General features: G+C 55.0%; 18 protein-coding genes. 12 read left to right on the top strand and 6 right to left on the bottom strand.

Annotated elements, in window-relative coordinates:
* Genes G512_RS0104730 through G512_RS0104720 form a run of 3 tightly spaced genes read left to right on the top strand, consistent with a single transcriptional unit; the run spans position 1 to position 2,762 of the window.
* A complete protein-coding gene (locus tag G512_RS0104730) occupies positions 1-1,221 on the top strand; it encodes a branched-chain amino acid ABC transporter permease (RefSeq protein ID WP_028480720.1) in 1,221 nt (406 codons plus the stop codon).
* A gap of 9 nt (positions 1,222-1,230) precedes the next feature.
* Positions 1,231-1,986, top strand: a complete 756-nt coding sequence (locus G512_RS0104725; protein WP_028480719.1) for an ABC transporter ATP-binding protein — start codon at positions 1,231-1,233, stop codon at positions 1,984-1,986.
* Entirely contained in the window at positions 1,983-2,762 is a 780-nt protein-coding gene (locus tag G512_RS0104720) for an ABC transporter ATP-binding protein (RefSeq protein ID WP_028480718.1), read from the top strand. The genes G512_RS0104725 and G512_RS0104720 overlap by 4 nt, the downstream gene beginning before the upstream one ends.
* A gap of 52 nt (positions 2,763-2,814) precedes the next feature.
* Here the strand turns inward: G512_RS0104720 and G512_RS20005 are convergent, their stop codons facing one another.
* The 3 genes from G512_RS20005 to G512_RS0104705 all read right to left on the bottom strand — a co-directional run bounded on the left by G512_RS20005 (position 2,815) and on the right by G512_RS0104705 (position 8,226).
* The gene (locus G512_RS20005) at positions 2,815-3,672 is read right to left on the bottom strand and encodes a hypothetical protein (protein WP_073833091.1); all 858 of its coding nucleotides are present in this window, start codon (positions 3,670-3,672) and stop codon (positions 2,815-2,817) included.
* Between the two features lie 247 nt (positions 3,673-3,919).
* Positions 3,920-7,075, bottom strand: a complete 3,156-nt coding sequence (locus G512_RS0104710) for an efflux RND transporter permease subunit (RefSeq protein ID WP_028480717.1) — start codon at positions 7,073-7,075, stop codon at positions 3,920-3,922.
* Positions 7,075-8,226: an efflux RND transporter periplasmic adaptor subunit gene (locus G512_RS0104705; protein WP_208974934.1), complete on the bottom strand. Its 1,152-nt coding sequence runs from the start codon at positions 8,224-8,226 to the stop codon at positions 7,075-7,077. Before G512_RS0104705 ends, G512_RS0104710 begins: the two co-directional genes overlap by 1 nt.
* A gap of 374 nt (positions 8,227-8,600) precedes the next feature.
* On the opposite strand from G512_RS0104705, the gene G512_RS0104700 reads away from it, so the two are divergent.
* From G512_RS0104700 to G512_RS0104690, 3 genes are all read left to right on the top strand, one after another.
* Positions 8,601-9,404: an ion channel gene (locus tag G512_RS0104700; RefSeq protein ID WP_228130472.1), complete on the top strand. Its 804-nt coding sequence runs from the start codon at positions 8,601-8,603 to the stop codon at positions 9,402-9,404.
* 212 nt (positions 9,405-9,616) lie between these two features.
* A complete protein-coding gene (locus G512_RS0104695; RefSeq protein ID WP_028480714.1) occupies positions 9,617-10,888 on the top strand; it encodes a CaiB/BaiF CoA transferase family protein in 1,272 nt (423 codons plus the stop codon).
* Positions 10,888-12,513 (top strand): thiamine pyrophosphate-binding protein, encoded by a 1,626-nt coding sequence (locus G512_RS0104690; protein WP_028480713.1) that lies wholly within the window; start codon positions 10,888-10,890, stop codon positions 12,511-12,513. Before G512_RS0104695 ends, G512_RS0104690 begins: the two co-directional genes overlap by 1 nt.
* Before the next feature lie 36 nt (positions 12,514-12,549).
* On the opposite strand, the gene G512_RS0104685 is transcribed toward G512_RS0104690, so the two are convergent.
* Positions 12,550-13,005, bottom strand: a complete 456-nt coding sequence (locus G512_RS0104685) for a DUF302 domain-containing protein (protein WP_036488469.1) — start codon at positions 13,003-13,005, stop codon at positions 12,550-12,552.
* An 18-nt stretch (positions 13,006-13,023) separates the two neighbouring features.
* Positions 13,024-14,235 (bottom strand): YeeE/YedE family protein, encoded by a 1,212-nt coding sequence (locus tag G512_RS20000; protein ID WP_073833093.1) that lies wholly within the window; start codon positions 14,233-14,235, stop codon positions 13,024-13,026.
* A 385-nt stretch (positions 14,236-14,620) separates the two neighbouring features.
* On the opposite strand from G512_RS20000, the gene G512_RS0104675 reads away from it, so the two are divergent.
* Together G512_RS0104675 and G512_RS0104670 are read left to right on the top strand one after the other, a co-directional pair.
* Positions 14,621-16,006, top strand: coding sequence for a tetratricopeptide repeat protein (locus G512_RS0104675; RefSeq protein ID WP_028480711.1), 1,386 nt, complete (start codon positions 14,621-14,623; stop codon positions 16,004-16,006).
* A 78-nt stretch (positions 16,007-16,084) separates the two neighbouring features.
* Positions 16,085-17,257 (top strand): OpgC family protein, encoded by a 1,173-nt coding sequence (locus G512_RS0104670; protein WP_073833096.1) that lies wholly within the window; start codon positions 16,085-16,087, stop codon positions 17,255-17,257.
* Between the two features lie 79 nt (positions 17,258-17,336).
* Here the strand turns inward: G512_RS0104670 and mdoH are convergent, their stop codons facing one another.
* Positions 17,337-19,121, bottom strand: coding sequence for a glucans biosynthesis glucosyltransferase MdoH (gene mdoH, locus G512_RS19995; protein ID WP_036488463.1), 1,785 nt, complete (start codon positions 19,119-19,121; stop codon positions 17,337-17,339).
* Between the two features lie 274 nt (positions 19,122-19,395).
* On the opposite strand from mdoH, the gene G512_RS0104660 reads away from it, so the two are divergent.
* The 4 genes from G512_RS0104660 to G512_RS0104645 are packed head-to-tail and all read left to right on the top strand — an operon-like array spanning position 19,396 to position 22,563.
* Positions 19,396-20,259, top strand: a complete 864-nt coding sequence (locus G512_RS0104660; protein ID WP_081657361.1) for a zinc-dependent alcohol dehydrogenase — start codon at positions 19,396-19,398, stop codon at positions 20,257-20,259.
* An 18-nt stretch (positions 20,260-20,277) separates the two neighbouring features.
* Complete coding sequence (locus tag G512_RS0104655) at positions 20,278-20,700, top strand: 6-pyruvoyl trahydropterin synthase family protein (RefSeq protein ID WP_028480708.1); 423 nt, start codon at positions 20,278-20,280, stop codon at positions 20,698-20,700.
* Complete coding sequence (locus tag G512_RS0104650; protein WP_036488460.1) at positions 20,693-21,757, top strand: glycosyltransferase family 4 protein; 1,065 nt, start codon at positions 20,693-20,695, stop codon at positions 21,755-21,757. Before G512_RS0104655 ends, G512_RS0104650 begins: the two co-directional genes overlap by 8 nt.
* On the top strand, positions 21,754-22,563 hold the full coding sequence (locus G512_RS0104645; RefSeq protein ID WP_028480706.1) for a hypothetical protein: 810 nt from the start codon (positions 21,754-21,756) through the stop codon (positions 22,561-22,563). The genes G512_RS0104650 and G512_RS0104645 overlap by 4 nt, the downstream gene beginning before the upstream one ends.
* Position 22,564: the final 1 nt, after the last annotated feature.

Below are 22,564 nucleotides of genomic sequence, written 5' to 3'. Positions count from 1 at the left end.
ATGCTTGGACTGAACAAGAAAGACACCACACTCCTTTTTATCGTCGTGTTCATGACCCTGTTCGCGCCGTTCATCCTGAACCCGTTTCCCGTTGGCTCGCAATTGGCGCAGTTCAATGCGGGCTATCCAGACTTGATGCAGCGCTTTGTGATCTTTGGCATCTTTGCCATCGGGTTCAACATACTGTTTGGCCTGACCGGGTATTTGTCGTTTGGTCATGCTGCATTTCTGGGTGTCGGCTCTTACGCCGGCGTTTGGATGATGAAGCTGTTGTCGATGAACGTTATTCCGGCAATCCTGATGTCGATGGTCGTCGCCGGACTTTTCTCGGTATTGGTCGGATACATTTGCCTGCGTCGGTCCGGAATCTACTTCTCCATCCTGACCCTTGCATTTGCGCAGATGTCATTCAGCCTGGCCTATTCGGTGCTGACGCCCATCACCAATGGCGAAACCGGCCTGCAGCTTGGGCTCAATGATCCGCGTATTCTTGGCGTGTCTCAGGTAGAGGGCTCCATACCGCCAGCAAACTTGTTTGGCATTGCCATGCGAGACAGTTATGAACTGACGTTGGGCGGCTGGGCCTTTACCTTCAACGCGGGATACTACTTGTGCGCCGTTGTCATGATCGTGGCGTTCTATGCAGCCATTCGCATTTTCCGTTCTCCGTTCGGATTGATGCTCAAGGCCGTCAAATCCAATCAACAGCGGATGAACTACACCGGGCTCAACTCCAAGCCATACACGTTTGCGGCCTTTGTCATATCCGGCGTTTACGCCGGCTTGGCAGGCGGTCTCATGGTGGCCATGGATCCATTGGCCGGTGCTGAGCGCATGCAATGGACGGCCAGTGGCGAGGTGGTGCTGATGACCATCCTCGGCGGGGCTGGCACACTCTTCGGGCCTGTTCTTGGCGCGGGTTTCATCAAGTACTTCGAGAACATCTTTTCCAAGATCAACGAAAATGTGCTGCATCAATGGTTCGCCGCTTTGCCGGACAGCATTGAGAACGTTCTCATTGCCGTTGTTTATCCGTTCATAGGCAAAGGCTGGCACCTCACTCTGGGCATCATGTTCATGCTGGTGGTGATCTTTCTTCCCGGGGGCATCATGGAGGGCATTCAGCGTCTCGTGAACTTGTTCAAACGGCGGCGTACCACCGACGATGAGCGTGCGGGTGGGTCCAGCGCGCTTGCCAACAATGCCAAAGCGGCAGAATAGGAGACACCGATGCAAATACTTGAGGTTAAAGGTGTCAACAAGAGCTTTGGCGGCTTGAAGGCACTCAACGAGGTTAATCTCTCGGTTGAACAGGGTGATGTGCATGCCATTATCGGCCCGAATGGCGCTGGAAAGTCAACGCTGCTCAACTGTTTTGTCGGTCGTTTGACGCCTGATACGGGTTCCGTCAGTTTCATGGGAAAGAACCTCATCGGCATCAAACCCCATGAGATCAATCAGGCCGGGGTTTCACGGGTGTTTCAAACCCCGGAAATTTTCGGAGATCTATCCATTCTGGACAACGTCATAATTCCAGCACTGGCCACCCAGGATGGATCCTTCCGCTTCAACGCATGGAGCGGCGTTCTGCGCCGCACGGAAGTGCAGGACAAGGCGGAGAGCATCCTGGAGGACCTGGGACTGGCAGACAAGCGCCATACAATCGCTTCTTCCCTGTCACGTGGTGACAAGCGGCGTCTTGAATTGGCCATGTGCCTTGTTCAGGACCCCAAGCTCGTGTTGCTGGATGAGCCCACCGCCGGCATGTCCCGTGCTGATACCAACAACACCATTGACCTGCTGAAAAGCATTGGTGAACGCGGCATCACAAAGATCGTCATCGAGCACGACATGCACGTGGTGTTTTCGCTGGCCCACAAGGTCAGTGTGCTGGCGCAAGGCACCGTGATTGTTGAAGGCAAACCCGAGGACATAAAAGGAGATCCGCGCGTTCAGGAAGCCTATCTGGGAGGAGTGCACATATGACGTTGTTTGAAGACCAGTTTGCCGGACGCCATGCCCCTTCTGTGCCCCCGAAAAGATCTCAAGGCGGGGCACACGCCTACTTTTCAGCTTGGAACCTTCATGCGTACTATGGCGAAAGCTACATTGTGCAAGGCGTGTCGTTTGATGTACGCGAGGGCGAGATCCTCGCCCTCCTTGGCCGCAATGGGGCCGGCAAGACCTCCACATTGCGCGCAATCGCCCGTGCAGGAGATCCCCAGCTTCGTCGCGGCGAGATATGGTTGGACCATGCGCCGATCCATGAAATGGAGAGCTACCAAGCTGCCCGAAGCGGCATCCAGTTGGTTCCCGAGGACCGCCGCATTATTCCGGGCCTGACGGTCGAGGAGAACCTGCAGCTTGCGCAAATCGCCGGTCCTCACGGATGGTCCCTAGACAGAATTTATGACCACTTCCCTCGACTGGCAGAGCGAGCCAAGCAGGACGCCGTAACCATGTCGGGCGGAGAGCAGCAGATGCTGGCCGTTGCGCGGGCCTTGGCTCGTGACGTAAAGCTTCTTTTGCTGGATGAACCGTATGAAGGGCTGGCGCCAGTGATCGTACAGGAGATCGAGCGTATTCTCGTGAACGTGAAGGAGCTCGGCATTACAACGGTCATCGTAGAGCAAAACGCTGTAGCTGCTCTGCATCTGGCTGACCGCGCTGTCATTCTGGACATGGGTGAGGTTGTCTTCGATGGCACCGCGCAAGAGGTGCTGGACAACGAAGAGCTGCGTCAAAACTATCTGGCTATCTAGGCGCTTTTAACCGGCCCATATCAATGCCCGTCATGGCTTGCTGTGACGGGTGTTACTCCGTTGAAAGGAGAAACTGGGCATACTCCATCCTTGGCAAGGACCGGTAACGTTTTTGCACGAACCGTGCTTGCCAATAGCTCAAAAACAGCGGCGAAAAGTCAAAGGTTGCATCCAGAATCCTTTCTTTCTGCTCCGCCAGAAATCCCGGTGTTATCTGACGCCAGTCCTCAACGACCACCGCGGGAAGATCCTTGAAAAGCGGCTTCAACGGCGAAGCTGGCACAACAGGAACCGAACCCAGAAGCAAAGCCTCCCAAGTGCGGTGGCAGTCCATACCCTGTCCAAAGGGGCTGATGGTAAAAAAGAAGTCTGCATTGCGCGCCCAACTCCGTTTCCGTTCAACGCGGGCTGGCTCGAGATAGACGGCACTTTGATCAAGAGCCTTCAATACCGCGGCGCGATCTCCATTGCCGATGGAATGGTGCCAATTACAATAGCCAAACGGCTTCTTCTCCTGCAACGCCGAGGCTTTGGACCGCACCCCGTCAAGCGCCCGCTCCTGGGCCAAAGGCGTTTCAAACCCGCCCCATGGATGGCGGGCTTTTGCAGTAACCGTATGATAGTCGAGGCCGATGGGCAGGTGCGCCAATTTGGGGTGCGCATAGGCCAGGTTCTGCGCAAACCATTGCTGAAGATACCTGTTCTCCAGAAGTTTCTTTAGTGTTTCCCGACCCAATCCCTCCAGTGAGACTGGTAGGTCACTATCACCTGACACCAAGGTAAAGGGCGTCGCGATCTTTGGCAAAACAGTTGCTGCGAAAACCGGGAGGGCATCGGTACACACATAAATCGTGCCGCCTGATGACAAGTCAGCGGCTATGTCCACATCCACCCGAGGTGACGACGACACTGGCACTGCATTATGCGCCCTGCAGCTTTTCAGCAGACCTCGTGAAGAAACATAACGACACGCCAGCTCAGACCGGCGCGCTGGAGCAATTCTGTAGGAGGCATGTCTCAAGGCGTTCAACATACAGCCAGTTTAGAGCCCCCGGACCACCCTGTAGCCCCTTCAGAACGACCTATTAACAAACCTAGTATTGACATGAAAAACCGGCGGGAAATCCCCGCCGGTTTCAACAGGTTGTGCGCTTCGTTCAAAGCTTCGCGTCCGGGTCTTCACCCGCTGCCGCCAAACCCTGTGCAGGCGTCCACCCGGTTTTCTCCCGCATCCACTGGAACACGGTGTACAGCGTTGGAATCATGAAGATGCCAATCGTGAACGACGTCACCATGCCGGCGAGCACTGGAATGCCTACAGCCACCATGGCACCTGCACCTGGTCCAGACGTCACAACCAACGGGACAAGACCCGCAGAAAACGCCAAGGATGTCATCATCACAGGGCGGAAACGCAGACGAGCCCCTTCTACCGCGGATTCATAGATGGACATGCCGTGAATGCGCTTTTCCAGAGAGAACTCATTCATCAGAATTGCATTCTTGCCTGCCAGCGCGATCAGGATCACCAGACCAATCTGCGCATACAGGTCGAAGCTCAGATTGAAGATCCACAGACTTGCCAGAGCCCCGACAATCGCCGGAGCCACCGATAACAGGACTGGTATGGGCGTGTTCCAGCTTTCGTAGAGCGCAACGAGGAACAAGTAAGCAAACAGGAAGGCCAATCCGAGCACCATCGCGGTTTGTCCGGCCGACTCTTTTTGTTCCAGCGCAATACCGGTCCATTCATAGGCAAAGCCGGCGGGCAGTGTTTCGGCAGAAACCTCTTCCATGGCTGACATGGCTTCGCCCAATCCCAGACCCGGCGATGGATTGCCGTTATAGCTTATCGCGCGATAGTTATTGTAACGCGTGATCGACTTGGGTCCGCGGGTCAGTTCCGTATCCACGACAGAAGACAACTCCACCATTTCGCCAGTCGACGAACGAACATTGATCTTGCGGATATCATCAATTTCGTTACGCGCGTCACTTTCCGCCTGCAAACGCACAGACCAAGTGCGGCCATACAGGTTGAAGTCGTTCACGTAGTAGCCGCCCAGTATGGTTTGCAGGGCGCGGTAGACCTCGGCAATGTTCAGCCCCAGAACCATTGCCCGATCCCGGTCCAGCTCTACCCGAACCTGCGGTGTTTCCGCATCGAAGGTGGTGAAGAAACCGGAGATCGCCGGATGCTGGTTCGCTGAGACCTGAAGCGAGCGCCCTACAGCCGCCATGTCGGAGGGTGCCTGACCTTCCAATGCCTCAAGTACATATTCGAAGCCGCCCACGGAACCCAAACCATCAATAGCCGGAGGGTTGACCGGGAAGAAGGTGGCTTCGGGAATGCCCAGCAGCGCCGGGTACATGCGGTTAACAAACGCGAAGGAACTGAGGTCTGCGGTTGGACGCTCGCCATAATCCTTCAACTTGACGAAAATGACACCAGCGTTCGGACTGGTACCGCCGCCGCCCAGGAAGTCGAAACCGGAAACCAGCGTGGTGGCAAAGACAGCCGGGTCCTGCTGGATGATTTCGTCTGCCTGTTTCATCACCGCTTCAGTTCGGTTCAGCGACGCACCCGGCGGAAGATTGACAAGAACCAATGCATAGCCCTTGTCTTCGGCGGGAACAAACCCGTCCGGCGTGTTGTTGACGATCCAATAGCCCAAGCCTGCGAAGATCGCGACCGCTGGCAACGACACCACCGACAAATGAACAATACGCCGGATGATTGCCGCATACCCCTCACCAAGTCGATCGATGGCATTGGTGATTTTCGCCATGATCCCCGTCAGTTCACCAGGACGCATCATGATTGCGCACAAGGCGGGCGACAGGGTCAAAGCGTTCACCGCCGACAATACCATTGCGGCAGAGATGGACACGGCAAACTCACGGAACAACACACCGGAGGAACCAGGCAGGAATGCAACAGGTACGAACACCGAGAGGAGCACGAACGTAATGGCCAACACCGGCCCCGCAATCTCACCCACCGCTTTGGAGGTGGCCTGTGCCGGCGTCAAATGCGGTTCTTCATGCATCACCCGCTCAACGTTCTCGACCACGATGATGGCATCATCAACCACGATACCAATTGCCAACACCATCGCCAGCAATGAAATGGTATTTGCCGAGAACCCCATGATGTAAGCAACCGCGATGGCCCCGATGATGGCCACAGGCACCGCAATGAGTGGAATAAGCGTGGCGCGGAACCGGCCGAGGAAGACAAACACCACCACCGTCACGAGAACGAAAGCCTCAATCAAAGTATGGATTACCTTCGAGATCATCTCATTCACGAAGAGAGAGGTATCGAAAACCGACAGGTATGTCAGGTCTTCCGGAAAGCGCTCTGCCAACACTTCAAGACGGTCATTCACCAGCTCGGACACCGCCACCGCGTTCGCCCCCGGTGACAGATATACCCCGACCATTGTGGACTGACGTTGCTGGAATTCCACATTCCAATCGAACGACGCAGAACTCAGCTCAACGCGCGCCACGTCGGACAACCGGACCAAAGAACCATCTTGGTTGGCGCGCAGAACAATCGCCCCGAACTCCTCTGGAGATTCCAGTCGACCCTTGGCGGTGACGGTCAACTGCAACTGTTGATCATTGGAAACAGGTGCAGCCCCTACACGCCCAACCGCGGCTTGCTTGTTCTGCGCCTGGACCGCTCGGATCACATCATCTGCCGTCAGGTTCAGCGCTCGCAACTTGTCCGGATCGACCCAGATACGCATGGAGTAGTCATAGGCGCCCAGTGCCTGAGCATCCCCTACGCCCGGAATACGCTTCAGTTCATCGAGAATGTTGATGGTGACGTAGTTGGACAGGAACAGGCCATCGTGCGTACCGTTGGGCGAATAAAAGGTATAGGCCTGCAGCATGTCGCCGGCCTTTTTCTGCACCGTTACACCCTGATCGCGCACCTCCTGAGGCAGCTTGGATTCAACCTTGCTCACACGGTTTTGCACATTTACCGCTGCAATATCCGGATCGGTATTAAGGTCAAAGTACACCGTGAGGCTGTAAGTGCCGTCGCTTGAAGAACTTGACTTCATGTAGCGCATGCCATCCACACCGTTTACGGAGCTTTCAATTGGCTGCGCCACACTTTGTTCGACCGTCAATGCATCGGCACCGATGTAGACAGCGTTTACCTGGACAGTCGGTGGTGCAATGGTTGGGTATTGCGAGACAGGGATCACATACATGGATATGACCCCGATGACGACAATCAGAATTGAAATGACAAGTGCCAGCCGGGGCCGGCGGATAAAAACATCATAAATCATCAGGACTGACCTGCCAGACGTGCGTTAACAACCTGTCCGGGCCGTACTTTCTGGATACCCGAGGTGATGACCTGCTCGCCTGCCTCCAGGCCACTGTTTACAACCACGATCCCTTGCACCTGCTGTCCAATGGTGATCCGGCGCTGCTCAACCTCATCCTTGTCGTTGACGATCAGGACATATGGTCCTTCTTGGTCCAAAAGCATGGAGGCCTGAGAAATAACGAGTTGAGGCTGCGCATCCCTTTCTGCGGCGACCACATCAACCAACTGCCGATCAAACAGCATCCTGTCGGGGTTCGGGAACTCGGCGCGTGCAGTTACGGTGTCAGTTCCCGGATTGGCCGTCGCATCAAAATACTCCAACGTTCCTTCATGACCGTAGAACTTGCCATCGCTAAGGCGAATACGAAGACGCAAGTTGGAGGTATTCTGCATATCATTGCGCTGTGCCTGAATGATCAAATCCAGCGGCACAGGGAACGAAACACGGATTGGGTCAAGCCCGGTTACTGTGGCCAAGGTCCCGCTCGCCGCGGTAACATATGCACCCTCTTTGAAGGTTGCGCTGCCTACAATCCCATTGCTGGGGGATCTGATTTCGGTATAGCTCAGATCAAGTTTGGCCAGTTCAAGATCAGCCTCTCGCAACGCCCGTGTTGCTTCTGCTTCCTTCAATGTCGCTCTCGCCACATCCAGCTCTGAAACCGCAATAGCATCTCGATCCACCAAACGCTGCTTGCGGTCGAAATCCAGTTTGGCCAAATCCACCTTGGCCTGCGCACTCTCCAGATTGGCCTGGCGCTGCTCCACGGCAAATTGATAGGGCTCCTGATTGATCTCAAACAGGACCTGCCCCTTTTCGACCCGCTGCCCTTCCTTGAACTTCAAAGGCTCCAGAAAGCCCCCGACGCGCGCGATCAGGTCCACACGACTGACGGCTTCTGTTCGCCCTGCGAAAATTCGCTCTTCAGAAACAACCTGCTCCTTCACTTCTTCAACGATCACCGCAGGCGCTGGTGGCTGCCCCTGTTGGGCCAGTGCGGAGCCTGACAAGCCACCGATCATGATGCTTGCTGCCAAGAGCGCGGACATGCGTTCGCCAAAACCGCTTTTTCTCTTGGGGGTTGGGAGAAGGTCCAGAGTCGTCATATCTTTACTCACATTGAGGATGTGCGGCAAATTGCGTTGGAAGGGCAAAAACTCCGCATGAAACAGGTGCTGTACAAAAGCCCTAGAGGCTGGAAACGTCTCATAAGTTCGGCACTGTTGCGCCGTTTACCTTAACTGTCGCCTCCTGTCCCGTGATCAATATCACATAATCGATATTCCTCTACATTCTTTGGCGAATATCAACCCCCAAAGCATAGAGATGAAGCAAATACACTTAGAGCACTTACGGCTGTAAGACTGCGTGATATGCTGGGGATGCGCAACCAGAGAGTTTACTGCTCAATCACTACCAAGGTGAGTCGATTATACAGCTTGAGGACTGCATAAACACAGTAGTCAGAAAAGGTGGCACAGTGACAGAAGACGATCACCAGAAAAGCATCATTGAGGTTGCTCGCACCCGTTTGCGCAAGCTGTACTTCGGCTCCGAGCCCTACTCCAATGCTTGGCGTCTGGGGCTATTGGGGTTTGATCTGATAACCATCAGTTACTTTGTCTATGCCGCAACATTGGGTATCGAGTCACAAAACCACACGCTGGACTACATTATCGGCGTTGTTTTGTTGGCGGACTATATCCTGCGCCTATTCATGACCATGCGCCCTTGGCGAGCCGCGCTGGAGATTACCGCCATTACGGACCTGATCGTAATCGCATCGCTGTTCGCATCAGCCTTCGTTGATAATCTGGGGTTCTTGCGTGTGATGCGCATGCTGCGCCTGTTGCGGTCATACCGCATGGTAAGCGAACTGAGAGAGATGTCGAAATGGTTCCGGCGCAATGAAGAAATCATCCATTCAGCCATCAACCTCATCGTCTTCGTGTTTGTTGTTTCTGCAGTCGTTTATGTGCTTGAAGGGCACTTGAACCCTTCAATCAACAACTTCATGGATGCTCTTTACTTCACTGTGACCACATTGACCACAACCGGCTTTGGCGACATCACCATGTCGGACACCATGGGCCGTTTTGTTACGATACTGATCATGATTTTCGGTGTGGCCCTGTTTCTACGACTGATCCAGACCATTTTTCGTCCCGCAAAGGTCAAGTACACTTGCCCAAGCTGTGGGCTCAACCGACACGATCCGGATGCTGTTCACTGCAAACACTGCGGCGAAACCCTGAATATCCCGACTGAAGGGGATTGGAATTAGTCATTTGAAAACGCAACGTCAGTTATAAAAAAGGGGCTGCCCCGGCACCTCCGGCTTAGCAAGGGTTGCGAGGTTTCAAAACATCCGTCAAGAAGATGAGCTGGGGCAGCACCGCTCCCGAAAACGTGAAGAAAAGCGACCGCACCCCATCATGAAAGCCGGTAGCATGTGGGTTCTTTCAAGCCCATGCGAAAAACCTTGGGGGCCCAAACGTGTCACATCCAGACCAACCATCCTCGACATGCGGCCCCTTGGATGGGCTGATTGTGCTCGATCTTTCACGCATCTTGGCGGGACCAACCTGTTCGCAAATGCTGGGCGATCTCGGTGCGCGGATTATCAAGATAGAGCGGGCTTTCAAGGGGGATGACACACGGGGATGGGGGCCGCCCTTTCTCAAGAATGAGGCAGGAGAAGACACATCCGAGAGTGCGTACTACCTGTCTGCCAATCGCAACAAACAATCTGTTGCGCTGGATCTGTCGACACGGCAGGGGCAGGATCTGGTCAAGGCTTTGGCAAAAAAAGCCGACATCCTCATTGAAAACTTCAAGGTTGGCGATCTGCAACGAAAGGGATTGGACTATCAAGCGCTGAGCTTGATCAACCCGCGTCTCATCTATTGCTCCATTACCGGGTTCGGGCAAACCGGCCCCTATGCACACCGTGCCGGCTATGATTTCCTTATCCAGGGAATGGGCGGCATCATGTCTTTGACCGGCCAAACAGATGAAGATGGGGGCAGCCCGACCAAAGTCGGTGTTGGCATAGCAGATTTCGTGTGCGGTCAGTATGCAGCCAACGCGGTGCTTGCGGCCCTGCATGAGCGCCACAAATCCAATCAGGGACAACATATTGACATGTCCTTGCTGGACACACAGATCGCTTGGCTTATCAATCAAGGCGTTGGGTATCTTGTTTCGGGCGTGGTTCCGGGACGTCTGGGCAATGGACACCCCACCATTGTCCCTTACGAGACATTCCCGGCATCAGACGGGGACTTCATTCTTGCCGTCGGAAATGACACCCAGTTTCAACGTTTCTGTGCGGTTGCCGGAACCGGTTATCTTGCCACGGATGATCGCTTTGCTCGCAACGCGGACCGGGTGCGGAACCGCCGGGAACTTGTGCCCTTGTTGCGCCAAATCACTGTTCAACGCTGCCGCAAGGACTGGATCGAAAGCCTCGAAGCCGCCGGGGTTCCCTGTGGGCCAGTCAACAATCTGGATGATGTATTCAACGATCCGCAGATATTGCATCGAGAAATGCGGATTTCCATGGCCCATCCTGCTGCCCGTGATGGGCATATGGACCTGATTGGCAGTCCCATCAAGCTGAGCCGGACACCCGTCACCTATCGCCATGCCCCACCCATACGCGGCGCCGATACACGACAGGTTCTGAGCGATCTGCTGGAACTTGATGCCGCAAGCCTCGAGGGCCTGGCCAATGCACACATCATTGAAATGGAAGAGGACAAGTAATGCGCGGTGCTGATCTGATTGCAAGCAAGCTGGCTCTTTCCGGTGCCCGTTATGCGTTCGGCATTCCCGGCGGAGAAGTTCTCGCCCTCATGGATGCGCTGGACAAAGCGGGAATCCGGTTTTCACTGGTAAAACACGAGAATGCCGGTGGCTTCATGGCTGAGGGAAGTTGGCATGCAATGGCAACAAAGGGAGAGGACGCCCCTGCGATCTTGTTGGCTACCATCGGCCCCGGCGTGGCAAATGCCGTTAACACCGTGGCCAATGCCTTTCAGGACAAGGTGCCGCTGATTTTTCTCAGCGGCTGCGTAGACAGCGTCGATGCCCAAACTTACACCCATCAGATCTTCAATCATCAGGAGTTGCTCGCCCCTGTGGTGAAGGGAAGCTTTCGGGCCACAACCGGCGCATTGAACGTGATCATGGACAAGGCCATATCGCTCGCACTTTCCGGCCAACCTGGTCCGGTGCACATTGACGTTCCCATTTCTGTTGCGGAGATGGAAACCGAAGAGACCATTCAGCCAAGCCACCTACCCTCCGCAGTACGCTCGACCCCTGACTGTACCGTGATCCGAGATGTGGTCGGCCGCCTGGCCAACGCCAAACGACCTTTGGCCATTGCCGGTGTTGATGCTGTGAACGCCGGTGCAGGTGATGCCGTGCGTACCCTTTGTGAAAAGATGGGCCTGCCATTGATCACCACCTACAAGGGCAAGGGTCTCATGGACGAGTCTCATCCGCTGTCTTTGGGCGGGGCTGGTTTGTCGCCAAAGGCGGACCACATTTTGTTGCCTGAAGTAGCGGCCGCAGATCTCGTTCTATTGATCGGCTACGACCCCATCGAAATGCGCATTAACTGGCGCAACCCTTGGCCTGAAACAACCGAAGTGATCGATATCTCCCCCGTGGAGCGGACCCACGGAATGCACCGGGTAAACTGTAGTGTCATCGGAGACATCAAGGCGATACTGTGTGCTCTGGCGCAGGCATGCACAGAACTAACAGAACGGCAGCCTGAATTGGCTCTGCAACAGGTGCAGCGGAACCTGAATGAAGCCTTTGCACCTGAGCCATCCGGATGGGGACCAGCAAGCGTGATCCACTGCTTGCGCCGTGTAATGCCCCAAACAACAGTGACAACAGCGGACAGCGGCGCCCATCGTATTCTGGCCAGCCAGATATGGCGCTGTCCCGCGCCTCGGCACATGCTGCAAAGTTCTGCATTATGCACCATGGCCTGCGCCTTGCCATTGGCAGCCGGGTTCAAGATGGCATCCCCGGAAACGCCGGTGTTGGTGTTCGTCGGCGATGCAGGGCTGGAAATGGGCCTTGGTGAACTGGCGACACTACGCGATGCGGGGTTGCCCGTCATTCTCTGCGTTTTGGTAGACCGCAGCCTGTCATTGATTGAGCTCAAGCAACGCAAATCTCAACATCCAAACCTCGGCGTTGACTTCGAAGAAACGAACTTTCCCGCACTCGCCCATGCCTTTGGCGGCCATGGTGTCTGGATTGAAGATACGGACACACTTGCGCGAGAGGCAACAGCGGCTTTGAAGCGCGATACCTTCACCATTCTGGCCTGCCGCATCGACCGCCGCGCCTATGACGATCTGTTGTAGACCCTACTCATTTTTGATTGCTCTGTCCGCAATGCGCTAAAAAATGACGTCCAACTCCTGCGCAAGGCCAATCAACTCATCACCGCCACTATCGATGTAGGGCTCAAACACAAAGCTCGGGGGTTTCCATGACAACGTAGCCGTTTTGTCCGCATTCTCGGTCACGTAAAACCGAATGGGGGCTTCAATTCCAGCCGGAACCGAGGCTGCCAACATGCGCCGCGCAAAGTCATTGCGATATACACCAATCACGGTATTGCCCGGGATTGCGATGCCTTGCCGCTCGGCCCCAACAGATGCACTGGCTTGTGTTACGATTCCCATATCCTCGGCCGATATGGCTGCCTTGAGGTCCTCCACCAAATCCCCATAGGATTTCTCTGTGCCAACAACGCGCCATCCCTCGGGAGCATCAAATCCTTGCCCGGCATGACTGGGCAAACCCGCCAAAACGAGTCCGCAGCACAAGAAGATCACTCGCATAAGGTACATGAGCTTGCTCCCATTTCTCTATCTGGGATTACTGGTTGCTTCGTCACAGCCTACGCGCCGACCGTACACGAAAGTGCTTGCTCGGCTCACCACCCAAAAACCAGTAAGCGCGCACACCAGCCATAACCAACCATGCAAAGATCCGCTGGTAATACCACCAATGTAAGCTCCAATGTTGCAGCCATACGCCAGACGCGCGCCATATCCCATGAACATGCCTCCGGCTGCCGCCAGCATCAGGTCGGTCTGCGAAAGGTTCAGCGTGGGCCGAAATCGGCCCGCATGACCAGCGGCCATCAGCGCTCCGCCCATAATGCCCAGATTCATCAGCGAGGTGGTATCAGCAAACAGCGGGGCATGCACCGCCGCCATCCGGTCCTCCCAATATGGCCAGTTCTCAACTGGAATACCAACAGCATGAAGGACCTTTGCGCCCCACAAGGAGAAGCCGGATGTAATGCCCCAAGGGCGCCCCAAGAACATGAATGTCGCGATGCAAGTAAGCGCCAGCGCCATTGCACCACGCTCCGGAGACCACACCCCCGTTTGTTGCGGGGCATGCGTATCAGAAGTCTCCAGTTCTCCATAGCGATGCTTCTCAATTCCAATTGCAATCAATGCGACAACACCAAGAGTTAACGCCGTCAAAAACAACGCCCACCCAGCACCGAACGCAGAAACCAGAGAAAAAGCCGGAAGCGCCGGCAATTCACGCCACAGCGGCAAATGGGCCGTTGCCACAACGGATCCAGCGACAAAACTGCCAAGTGTCACCAGCATGCGCATTGACCCACCGCCAAGGGTGAAGAGAGTCCCGGAACCGCAGCCGCCCGCCATCCTCATGCCGATACCAAACAAGAAAGCACCGATGGCAGCACTGATCCCAAACGGGAACACGAAACCTCCGGTTGACAATCCAATATGTGAACCATGTTCAAGCAAAGGGAAGCTGATCACGCATACCAGCAAGATGAGAGCCAACTGCGCCCGGAAGCGTCGGGTGCGCTGCTCTTCGACAGCCAGTCTCCACCCGCCCGTGAAACCAAAGCTGGCCTTGTACAGGCTGACACCGGCAGCTATTCCAATGAGAACCGCAGGAAATGTGGCATTTTCGCCAACCCGCAATGCGGAGAGACCCAGAAACAACATGACAAGCAACCCAACACCGATAACGGCCCATTGAGGCTCTGGTGCAGGCTCGGTCGATGGGGTGTCATGCGCTGGAACCATCTGTCCTGTTCATCTTGTTGCTTTCTAGTGAACTCCAGCACATCAACTAAAGATGAAAAAGACTAAACTAACGCCAAGTGACAAATGTGATTGAAATAATAAACTTTATACACAGTTGCATTTCACAAAACCGCAAAAACACCACCACAAAACTACATAGTTTTCAAAATGTTATGTGCAAACCCTTCGTTACCCACGGGCTTTTCGGGTGTTGGCCCGCCCGGTTGGTCCGGTTCATACTGAACACAACGCACACACCAGTTTGTGTTTTGCTAGTCATCTCTCAATTTCGGAATGTTGGCTGGCGCTTGAAAGTGGGAGTTTCCCAATTGCGACACACCCACCTGTTTTCATGTACCACACACGCAATTGACGGAATCGGCCCATGCGAGTGACTGACCAATTCGGATACGACGTGACAGTCACCAACGCAGATGCGGTGCCACCATGGAACAAAACCGTCATGGCATTTCTTGCGCATGGGGCTGCTACACCCGAATACTTGACGCAAACATTACAGGAAGATCAATCATTTGCTTTGGCGCAAGCCGCCCGTGGGTTTTTCAACCTGCTTCTTGGACGCTCGGAATTGTTGGCTGTGGCCCAAGAAGCTCTTACACTTGCCGAGAAGAGCAGCCTTGAAACGCCTTTGACGCGCCGAGAGACCGCCTATGTACAGGCGCTGCGCCATTGGACAAAGGGCTGGCCAAGTCGTGCAGCTGATGAACTCGACACTGCCCTTGTCGAATTTCCGGAAGACGCACTGCTCGTGAAACTCATTCACGCCATTCGCTTTGTTCTGGGTCAACCCGTTCAAATGCGCCGGTCCATAGAAACGGTGCTGAATGCCTATACTCCGAACCATGCCGCTTATGGCTTCATCAAGGGGTGTCACGCATTCGCCCTTGAAGAAACCGGAGAGTATGGCGCTGCAGAACGCACAGGGCGCGGAGCAGTGGAACACCAGCCCGATGATGCCTGGGGACTTCATGCCGTGGCGCATGTTTATGACATGTGCGGAGAAAGCGATCAGGGCATTCAATGGCTTGATGCCCACCCGCAAGGCTGGTCCCATTGCAATAACTTCGGCTACCACGTTTGGTGGCATTTGGGCCTGCTGCATCTGGACAAGGGGAATACCGACCGAGTCCTTGACCTTTACGATTCCAAGATACGTGCTGACCATACCGACGACTACCGAGACATTTCCAATGGTGCCTCCATGTTAATGCGGCTCGAGCTGGAAGGTGTGAATGTTGGTGGAAGATGGGAAGAGCTGGCCGCACTTTCCACGCGCAGAATGAATGATGGGTGCAACGTGTTTGCGGACTTGCACTACCTGATGGCGCTGGCACGCAGCAATCACCTCAGGGATGCGGACTCGATGCTCAAGCGGATGCAGGCAACTGCAGAGCAAGGGCTGGGCGAGTTGGGGGCGATCACCGCACGGTCCGGCTTACCGGCGGCTGAGGGTATTCTGGACTTTAATCGCAACAACTACTTTTCGGCCTTCGTACATTTGAAAGCGGCGCACGAACATCTGCAAGAGATTGGCGGAAGTCATGCCCAGCGCGATGTCTTTTTCCGTTTGCTGATTGAAGCGGCCCTCAATGCCGGTTTGGCGGAGGAAGCACAGGCCTTGATTGCGGAACGAACTACATTGCGGGGCGCATTTGACAATTACGCCAAAAGCCGGTCCGGCCGTGCTGGCAGCATGTCCAAAGCCAGCACCGTTATGCAGGATGCGAACCTGCGCGCTACTCCAAGGTAAATAGCGGTTTATTTCAAGCCTTTCTTAACGTAACTTGTAAGTAGTTTCATCACAACCACACATACAAAGACCCAGCAGTTGAACAAGCACCAACCGACGGCGGCCACCGCAGCCACGACCATCCGCCCCCGAGATCCTCGGCTCGATTTCTTTCGAGGCCTGGCGATGTTCATCATTTTTGTGGCCCATACGCCCGGCAATACGTGGACGCTCTGGATCCCTGCGCGGTTCGGATTTTCTGATGCCGCAGAAATATTCGTATTCTGCTCTGGCATGGCATCGGCCATCGCGTTTGGAAAGGTATTTGAAGAACGAGGTTGGTGGATGGGAACTGCTCGAGTCTCCTTCCGTGTCTGGCAGGTTTATTGGGCCCATATTGCCCTGCTCTTGCTTCTCGCCGGTTGGTTGGCCTTCTTGCAGATCCACGGCCTTGTCGGCTTTGACTATGTAGGCCGGCTGAATCTCTGGCACCTTTTCGAAGACCCGGTGTTCAACATTCCGGGCATGCTCACACTCACCTATGTGCCGAATTACTTTGACATTCTGCCCATGTACCTGGTCATCCTGGCGTTGATGCCGGTGATGATGCTTGCCCACAAGTTGGGCGGCGTGCCTGCAGTGTTTGGCGTGATGGGGGTACTTTGGCTGGCAGCTACATTTCGCTATCTTGATTTACCTGCAGAACCGTGGACAGATCGACGCTGGTTTTTCAATCCTTTCGCTTGGCAACTGCTGTTTTTTACAGGTTTTGCGTTCATGCGCGGCTGGATACCAGCACCGCCAGTCTCCCGTTCACTGATTTACATCGCCATTGCCGTTTTGGTGCTGTCAGTACCGTTCTCCTATTTCCGTCTCTTCCACGTCTACCCAGTGCTTCTGGAAATTGCACGGGATCTGCGGCCCTTCACCGCCAAGACAGAATTCGGACTATTCCGATACGCCCATTTTCTTGCCTTAGCCTATTTGTCTTGGATAGCTGTCGGTGAAGCGGGCAATCGCCTGTTGTCCTCCGGATGGTGGGGTCAGATTGTCAAGGTCGTACAGAAAGTAGGCCAACAATCACTGGCAGTGTTTCTGGCCAGCCTTGTTCTCGCCCAAACCCTTTCCATCATTCGGGATGAGGCATTAGGGGGCAAAACGATGCTCACTGAGCTTTTTACCAACTTCGCAGGGTTTGCCGGCCTTGTGGCCGTGGCTTATGTAGTCGCTTGGTACAAAGGAAATCCTTGGCGCGGACCACGGAAAGTCTAGCTAAGAAAAAATGTGCCACATCTCGTTCTGTGGCAATGATCACATCACGACAGAGCCAGCGACCGTCAGCATCTCACCATTATCGAGGCAAAACCGCAGGCCCTGATTGTTGCAGGTCTTCAGCAGCAAGCCCTCCGTTTTCCAACAGCCGAAATTCGGCGGGCTTTTCTCTTTCTTCAGGCAACCTCCAGAAGCCGTAGCGATCCGCGATCGCTCCGAGGGAGGGCATTGACGAGAAAACCGTAAGGGGCAACACAAGGGCCGGGCCTGTCACGATTGGCAAAAACAGCCATTGCATGGCAAGCGGAAACTGGCTCGCCCACCAAATGCCAAGACATCCCAACCCGAACTGCGGCCAGAACTTCCTCATGGCCATGGCCCAGCCAACGCCTTTGGGCAGGCGCTCCTGTCGCTGCCAGCCTACACGGGCACCCGCAAACAGCATGATAACAAACAGGGTGTGGGTGATTGCCATCAAAGGCGCAAGGAGCATGGTAAAGACAACCTCACAAATTGCGCTTATTGCAACTCTCGCACCGCCTCCAAACCCTTTACGCCGGTTTGTACTCATCATGACGTAGCAAAGGGAGGACGCCTTGGGTGCAAAGACCATGGTCATCACCACCGCAAACATGACCATTCCCAGCCCACTATCGAATTGCAGGGTTTCCGGTGGCGCGGCAAGCGATGCGTAAACCGTGATTGCGATAAACGCCATCCACGCTATGGAGCTGACGTACATCAGAATTGCCATAAGAAGCTGTATACGGCTAACGAGCTTCAGGCCTTTGAGCGTCAGCAGCTTCACATACTGAAGGTTCCCATGGCACCACCGCAGGTCACGACGCACGTATTCAATCAGGTTAGGAGGATTTTCCTCATAACTCCCGTCCTCAACCGGCCATACCCGCACCTCGAACCCGGCCCGGCGCATCAAAACGGCCTCGATTTGATCATGGCTCAAAATCGCCCCAGCGAGCGGACCTCGACCGGGCAATGGATCCAGCATGCACTGCGTGCGGAACGGTTCCAAGCGAAGGATTGCATTGTGCCCCCAGTAGGGTCCGCAATCGCCCTGCCACCAAGCAGCGGCCAGCGTGTAGGAGCGCATCCCAAGGCGCATGCCCCACTGGAACACCCTGGCAAATAGCGCCTTGCTGGGCAAACCGACGGCCAGCGTCTGCAAGATGCCCACTTGCGGATTGGCTTCCATTCGCTGAACCAAGGCCACCAGTGTCTCAGGGGCGAGATAACTGTCTGCATCCAGGGTGATTGCGTAGCGGTGCAAATGCCCCCAACGAGCACAAAAATCGGCTATATTACCGGCTTTGTAGCCAGTATTTACCGTGCGCCGCCGGTACACAACGCTGATGCGTCCGTGCCACCGCTGACGCATGGCCTCAAAGATCTCTGCCTCTTCCTCGGCAATCCGATCATCGCTTGTATCGCTGAGTACGTAGAGAGCAAAACCTTCTTCTACGCTACGGGTCACCAAACCGGACACCATCGCATCCAGTTTCCGCTCGACCTCCTGCACATTTTCATTGCGAATGCAGGACAACAATGCTGTCGCCCTTTCAGGAATGCCTTGAGACGCGCCGGCCGGATCAATCGGACATGTGAGACCCGCAGGATCACGCGCAAAAACCATAATGCCAAAGCCGATAACCGCATGCCAGAAACCAACCACCAACCACGGCAACGTAATCAGGAAACACGTCAGCAGCGCAAGTTTGACGCCATTGAACCCGCCCGGAGCCAGTACAAAGGCCATGAGAGAAGCCATTACGGCCAAACTGAACAGAACGAGCAGACCGAAGATGACACGTCGACAGGTTATGCTTGGGGGACGGTGGGCTTGCACAGTCAGACTACCTCAATGAGGGTGGGAGATAATTCTCCGATGGTATGGTCATTTGGATTGTAGACCACACCCTGTATATTGGCGGTATCTACTCTAGTTTAGATTCGTATAGATTGTCTTTCTTAGCTTTCTCTAGGGCATCTTTTTGCAAAACCGAAGGCACACTACGTAAAAAAGCATGACTTATAACGCAAGGGCACTTTGGTACAAGTCCCCCCAAAATATTGAAATAAAAGAAGAAATAACCCCCGAACCGAATAGCCACCAAGTTCGCGTGACTGCACTTTTTAGTGGCATAAGTCGCGGTACGGAAGCTCTGGTCTATCGCGGTCAGGTGCCCCCCTCACAATGGGATCGCATGCGGGCGCCCATGCAGGCAGGCACCTTCCCCTTTCCAGTCAAATACGGCTACAGTCTGGTCGGCCGGCGATCTGATACGGACGCACTCTGTTTTGTGCTCCATCCTCATCAGGACGTATGTACCGTTTCGCGCGATCAAGTGGTCGATGTGCCAGAAGATGTCCCCCCCTTGCGCGCTGTTTTGGCGAGCAACATGGAAACTGCGCTGAATGCGGTTTGGGATGCACAAATACTGCCTGCGCAACGAGTTGCGATCGTCGGCGCGGGAGCCGTCGGCAGCCTGATTGCTTTTTTGTGCAAGCAGATACCCGAGACACGAGTTCATCTCATCGACTGCCAACCCAGCCGCGCGGACATTGCCACTGCATTCGGCTGTACATTTTCTGAAAATCCGCCCGAACCTACTGAATTTGATAGTGTATTTCATTGTAGCGGCACGGGAGGCGGCCTTGCCGCTGCACTCAGGTGCGCTCGTACCGAGGGCCCTGTTGTCGAACTATCCTGGTACGGCACACAGGCCGTGCCGGTCTATCTGGGTGAAGATTTTCACGCACGGCGGCTACAATTGATCAGTTCCCAAGTTGGCCATGTAGCCAAGCCGATGCGCCACCGCGTCACTCATCGGGAACGACTTGAAACCGCCTTGAAACTGTTAAACAATTCAATCTTGGACCGGCTTCTTGCAGAACCGATCCGCTTTGAAGACGCGCCGCGGGATCTACCGGCAGTCTTCAGTAGCGCGCAACCCCCATTGTGCCAGCCATTGGCCTATACCTGAACCGGACAGGGAGGACGCATGTACACCGTTGAAGTCAAAAATCGCATCATGATTGCCCACAGTTTGCCACGGGATGTGTTCGGACCGGCGCAACAGTTACACGGCGCGACTTATTGCGTTCGTGTGCGTTTTTTTGCACAAAACCTGGATAAAAACGGACTTGTCGTCGATATGGGCAAGGCCATGTCTGCACTGGAAGAAGTGCTGGAACCCCTCAACTACCAAAACCTCGATGAGCTGCCTCAGTTTCAGGGTGTGGTGACAACAACAGAATATATGGCGGGGTATATCTTTCAGAGAATTTGTGACGCGGTGTACTTGCACAAGTTAGGCCGGGAGCCTTCGGAACTGGATCGCATCTGTGTCACCTTGAGTGAATCCGATGTGGCAAACGCGTCCTTTGAAGCACCGCTCACGGCCTCAGAAATCCATCATGATTAAATCACGGCGTCTCAGCTTCGTTTATCCGGGGTCGTTGGATCGCCCAACGGGTGGTTATCGCTATGACCGCCGAATGATGAACGAGCTTGAGCGCTTGGGGTGGGCCGTCTCGCGCGTTGCTTTGTCCGATGAGTTTCCACTATGTGGCGGCCTGGCACGGCTTGATGCGGAAGCTCGGTTCCGCGCCCTGCCCGATCAAGAGATCGTGGTTTGTGATGGCCTTGCCTTTGGTGTCATACCAGAAATCGCAAGGGAGCATCAGCAGCGGCTAAAACTGGTCGCGCTGGTCCATCACCCGCTCTATCTGGAGGACGGACTTTCCTCGGATGTTGCGGAGGCCTTTTTCCAACGCGAGAAAGAGGCTTTGCAATATACACGGCGCGTCATTACCACAAGTAGCGCCACCCTCGCACAAGTTCGGGACACCTTCGATGTTCCCACATCCGCGCTGCGTGCGATCCTGCCCGGTACGAATCCGCTTCCACGGCCTGATCCTCCGGACTTACGTTCCGAGCCGCCATCGCTGCTCTGTGTCGGCTCGCTTATTCCACGCAAGGGTCAAGACGTGTTGGTGGAAGCGCTGAGCGGCCTGACGGATCTTGACTGGCACCTCGATCTGGTTGGCGATACGCGATGTGACGAAGCCTTCGCCCAGCGCTTGCAAGACCTGATCGCCGAGCATCACCTTGAGCAGCGAGTAACCGTTCATGGCTCGGTGGCCGATCACGAATTAAGCCGGTTTTACGACCGCGCATCGATTTTTGCCCTGGCAAGTCACTATGAGGGCTACGGCATGGCATTTGCCGAAGCGTTGCTGTCAGGCTTGCCGATCGTGGCCAGCGGCCGCGGCGCAGTCAGAAACACTGTACCGGCTGCGGCAGCCTTGTTCTGCTCCGAGGGTCAAGCCGCAAGTTTTCGCCAAGCTTTAAAACTTATGCTAGTAGATACAAGATTACGCGCGGAAAAAGCGCAGGGGGCGGCAGCCGCAGGTTCGGCTCTGCCGACATGGTCCGAGCAGGGCGCCCTGCTGTCAAACACGCTGGAGGCACTTTTATGACCGGCTTTGCTGCTGATTGGCTTGCACTGAGACGCGAGGTGGACCGTCAATCGCGCAACCCTGAAATCGAAGAGGCCTTTCTCTCGTTCTTGGCGGCCGGTCGCGAAAATGAGGCTCCCTTAAGGCTCATTGATCTTGCAAGTGGTACCGGCGCAAACCTCGCCGTGTTGCGTGACAAGCTCCCCAAGCCGCAGCACTGGACACTAATGGACCACGATCAGGCGCTTCTGGAAGAGATCCAGCCACCACCGGAGGCCAATGTTCAAGTTACCTGCCAACTTGCCGACCTGAGCGATCCAAGTTCATTCAACCACTTTTCGAAGGCCGATGGTCTTGTCACGACCGCCTTTCTCGATCTGGTAAGCCGTAGCTGGATGACACAGCTGGTGAAGGCAATTACAGCGGCTCGCCTGCCGTTTCTGGCAACTCTCAGCTACAACGGAACCGTGACATTTGCCCCTCAACACCGACATGACGCTGTCTTAATCGAAGCGGTCAACATGCACCAACGCACGGACAAAGGCTTTGGCCTCGCGCTGGGGCCCACAGCAGCAGATACCTGCGCTGCGCTTTTCAAACAATATGGATACGACGTCCAAACGGCCCCTTCTGATTGGGTGCTGACGGGCCAACATGGGGCGCTTCTACGAGATCTGGTTCGGGGATGGTCCGGTGCGGCCGTTGAAATGGGCATCCCAACTCAACTCGCCGAGGACTGGAAACGAGAACGGATCTCGCTCAGCCAGAGCGCAGACTGCAAGGTAGTGGTCGGCCATACGGATCTGGTCGCACTTCCACGCCCGTAAT

Origin of the sequence: Pseudovibrio exalbescens DSM 16456 (genome assembly GCF_000422785.1) — a bacterium.
Classification (GTDB): domain Bacteria; phylum Pseudomonadota; class Alphaproteobacteria; order Rhizobiales; family Stappiaceae; genus Pseudovibrio; species Pseudovibrio exalbescens.
This window is presented reverse-complemented; position numbering and strand designations above follow the sequence as displayed.

Coding starts and splice junctions, on each gene's coding strand:
- G512_RS0104675 (WP_028480711.1), top strand. CDS start 14,621: ATGCGAGTGACTGACCAATTCGGATACGACGTGACAGTCACCAACGCA.
- G512_RS0104645 (WP_028480706.1), top strand. CDS start 21,754: ATGACCGGCTTTGCTGCTGATTGGCTTGCACTGAGACGCGAGGTGGAC.
- G512_RS0104655 (WP_028480708.1), top strand. CDS start 20,278: ATGTACACCGTTGAAGTCAAAAATCGCATCATGATTGCCCACAGTTTG.
- G512_RS0104705 (WP_208974934.1), bottom strand. CDS start 8,226: ATGACGACTCTGGACCTTCTCCCAACCCCCAAGAGAAAAAGCGGTTTT.
- G512_RS0104650 (WP_036488460.1), top strand. CDS start 20,693: ATGATTAAATCACGGCGTCTCAGCTTCGTTTATCCGGGGTCGTTGGAT.
- G512_RS0104710 (WP_028480717.1), bottom strand. CDS start 7,075: ATGATTTATGATGTTTTTATCCGCCGGCCCCGGCTGGCACTTGTCATT.
- G512_RS0104730 (WP_028480720.1), top strand. CDS start 1: ATGCTTGGACTGAACAAGAAAGACACCACACTCCTTTTTATCGTCGTG.
- G512_RS0104720 (WP_028480718.1), top strand. CDS start 1,983: ATGACGTTGTTTGAAGACCAGTTTGCCGGACGCCATGCCCCTTCTGTG.
- G512_RS0104690 (WP_028480713.1), top strand. CDS start 10,888: ATGCGCGGTGCTGATCTGATTGCAAGCAAGCTGGCTCTTTCCGGTGCC.
- G512_RS0104725 (WP_028480719.1), top strand. CDS start 1,231: ATGCAAATACTTGAGGTTAAAGGTGTCAACAAGAGCTTTGGCGGCTTG.
- G512_RS20000 (WP_073833093.1), bottom strand. CDS start 14,235: ATGGTTCCAGCGCATGACACCCCATCGACCGAGCCTGCACCAGAGCCT.
- G512_RS0104685 (WP_036488469.1), bottom strand. CDS start 13,005: ATGTACCTTATGCGAGTGATCTTCTTGTGCTGCGGACTCGTTTTGGCG.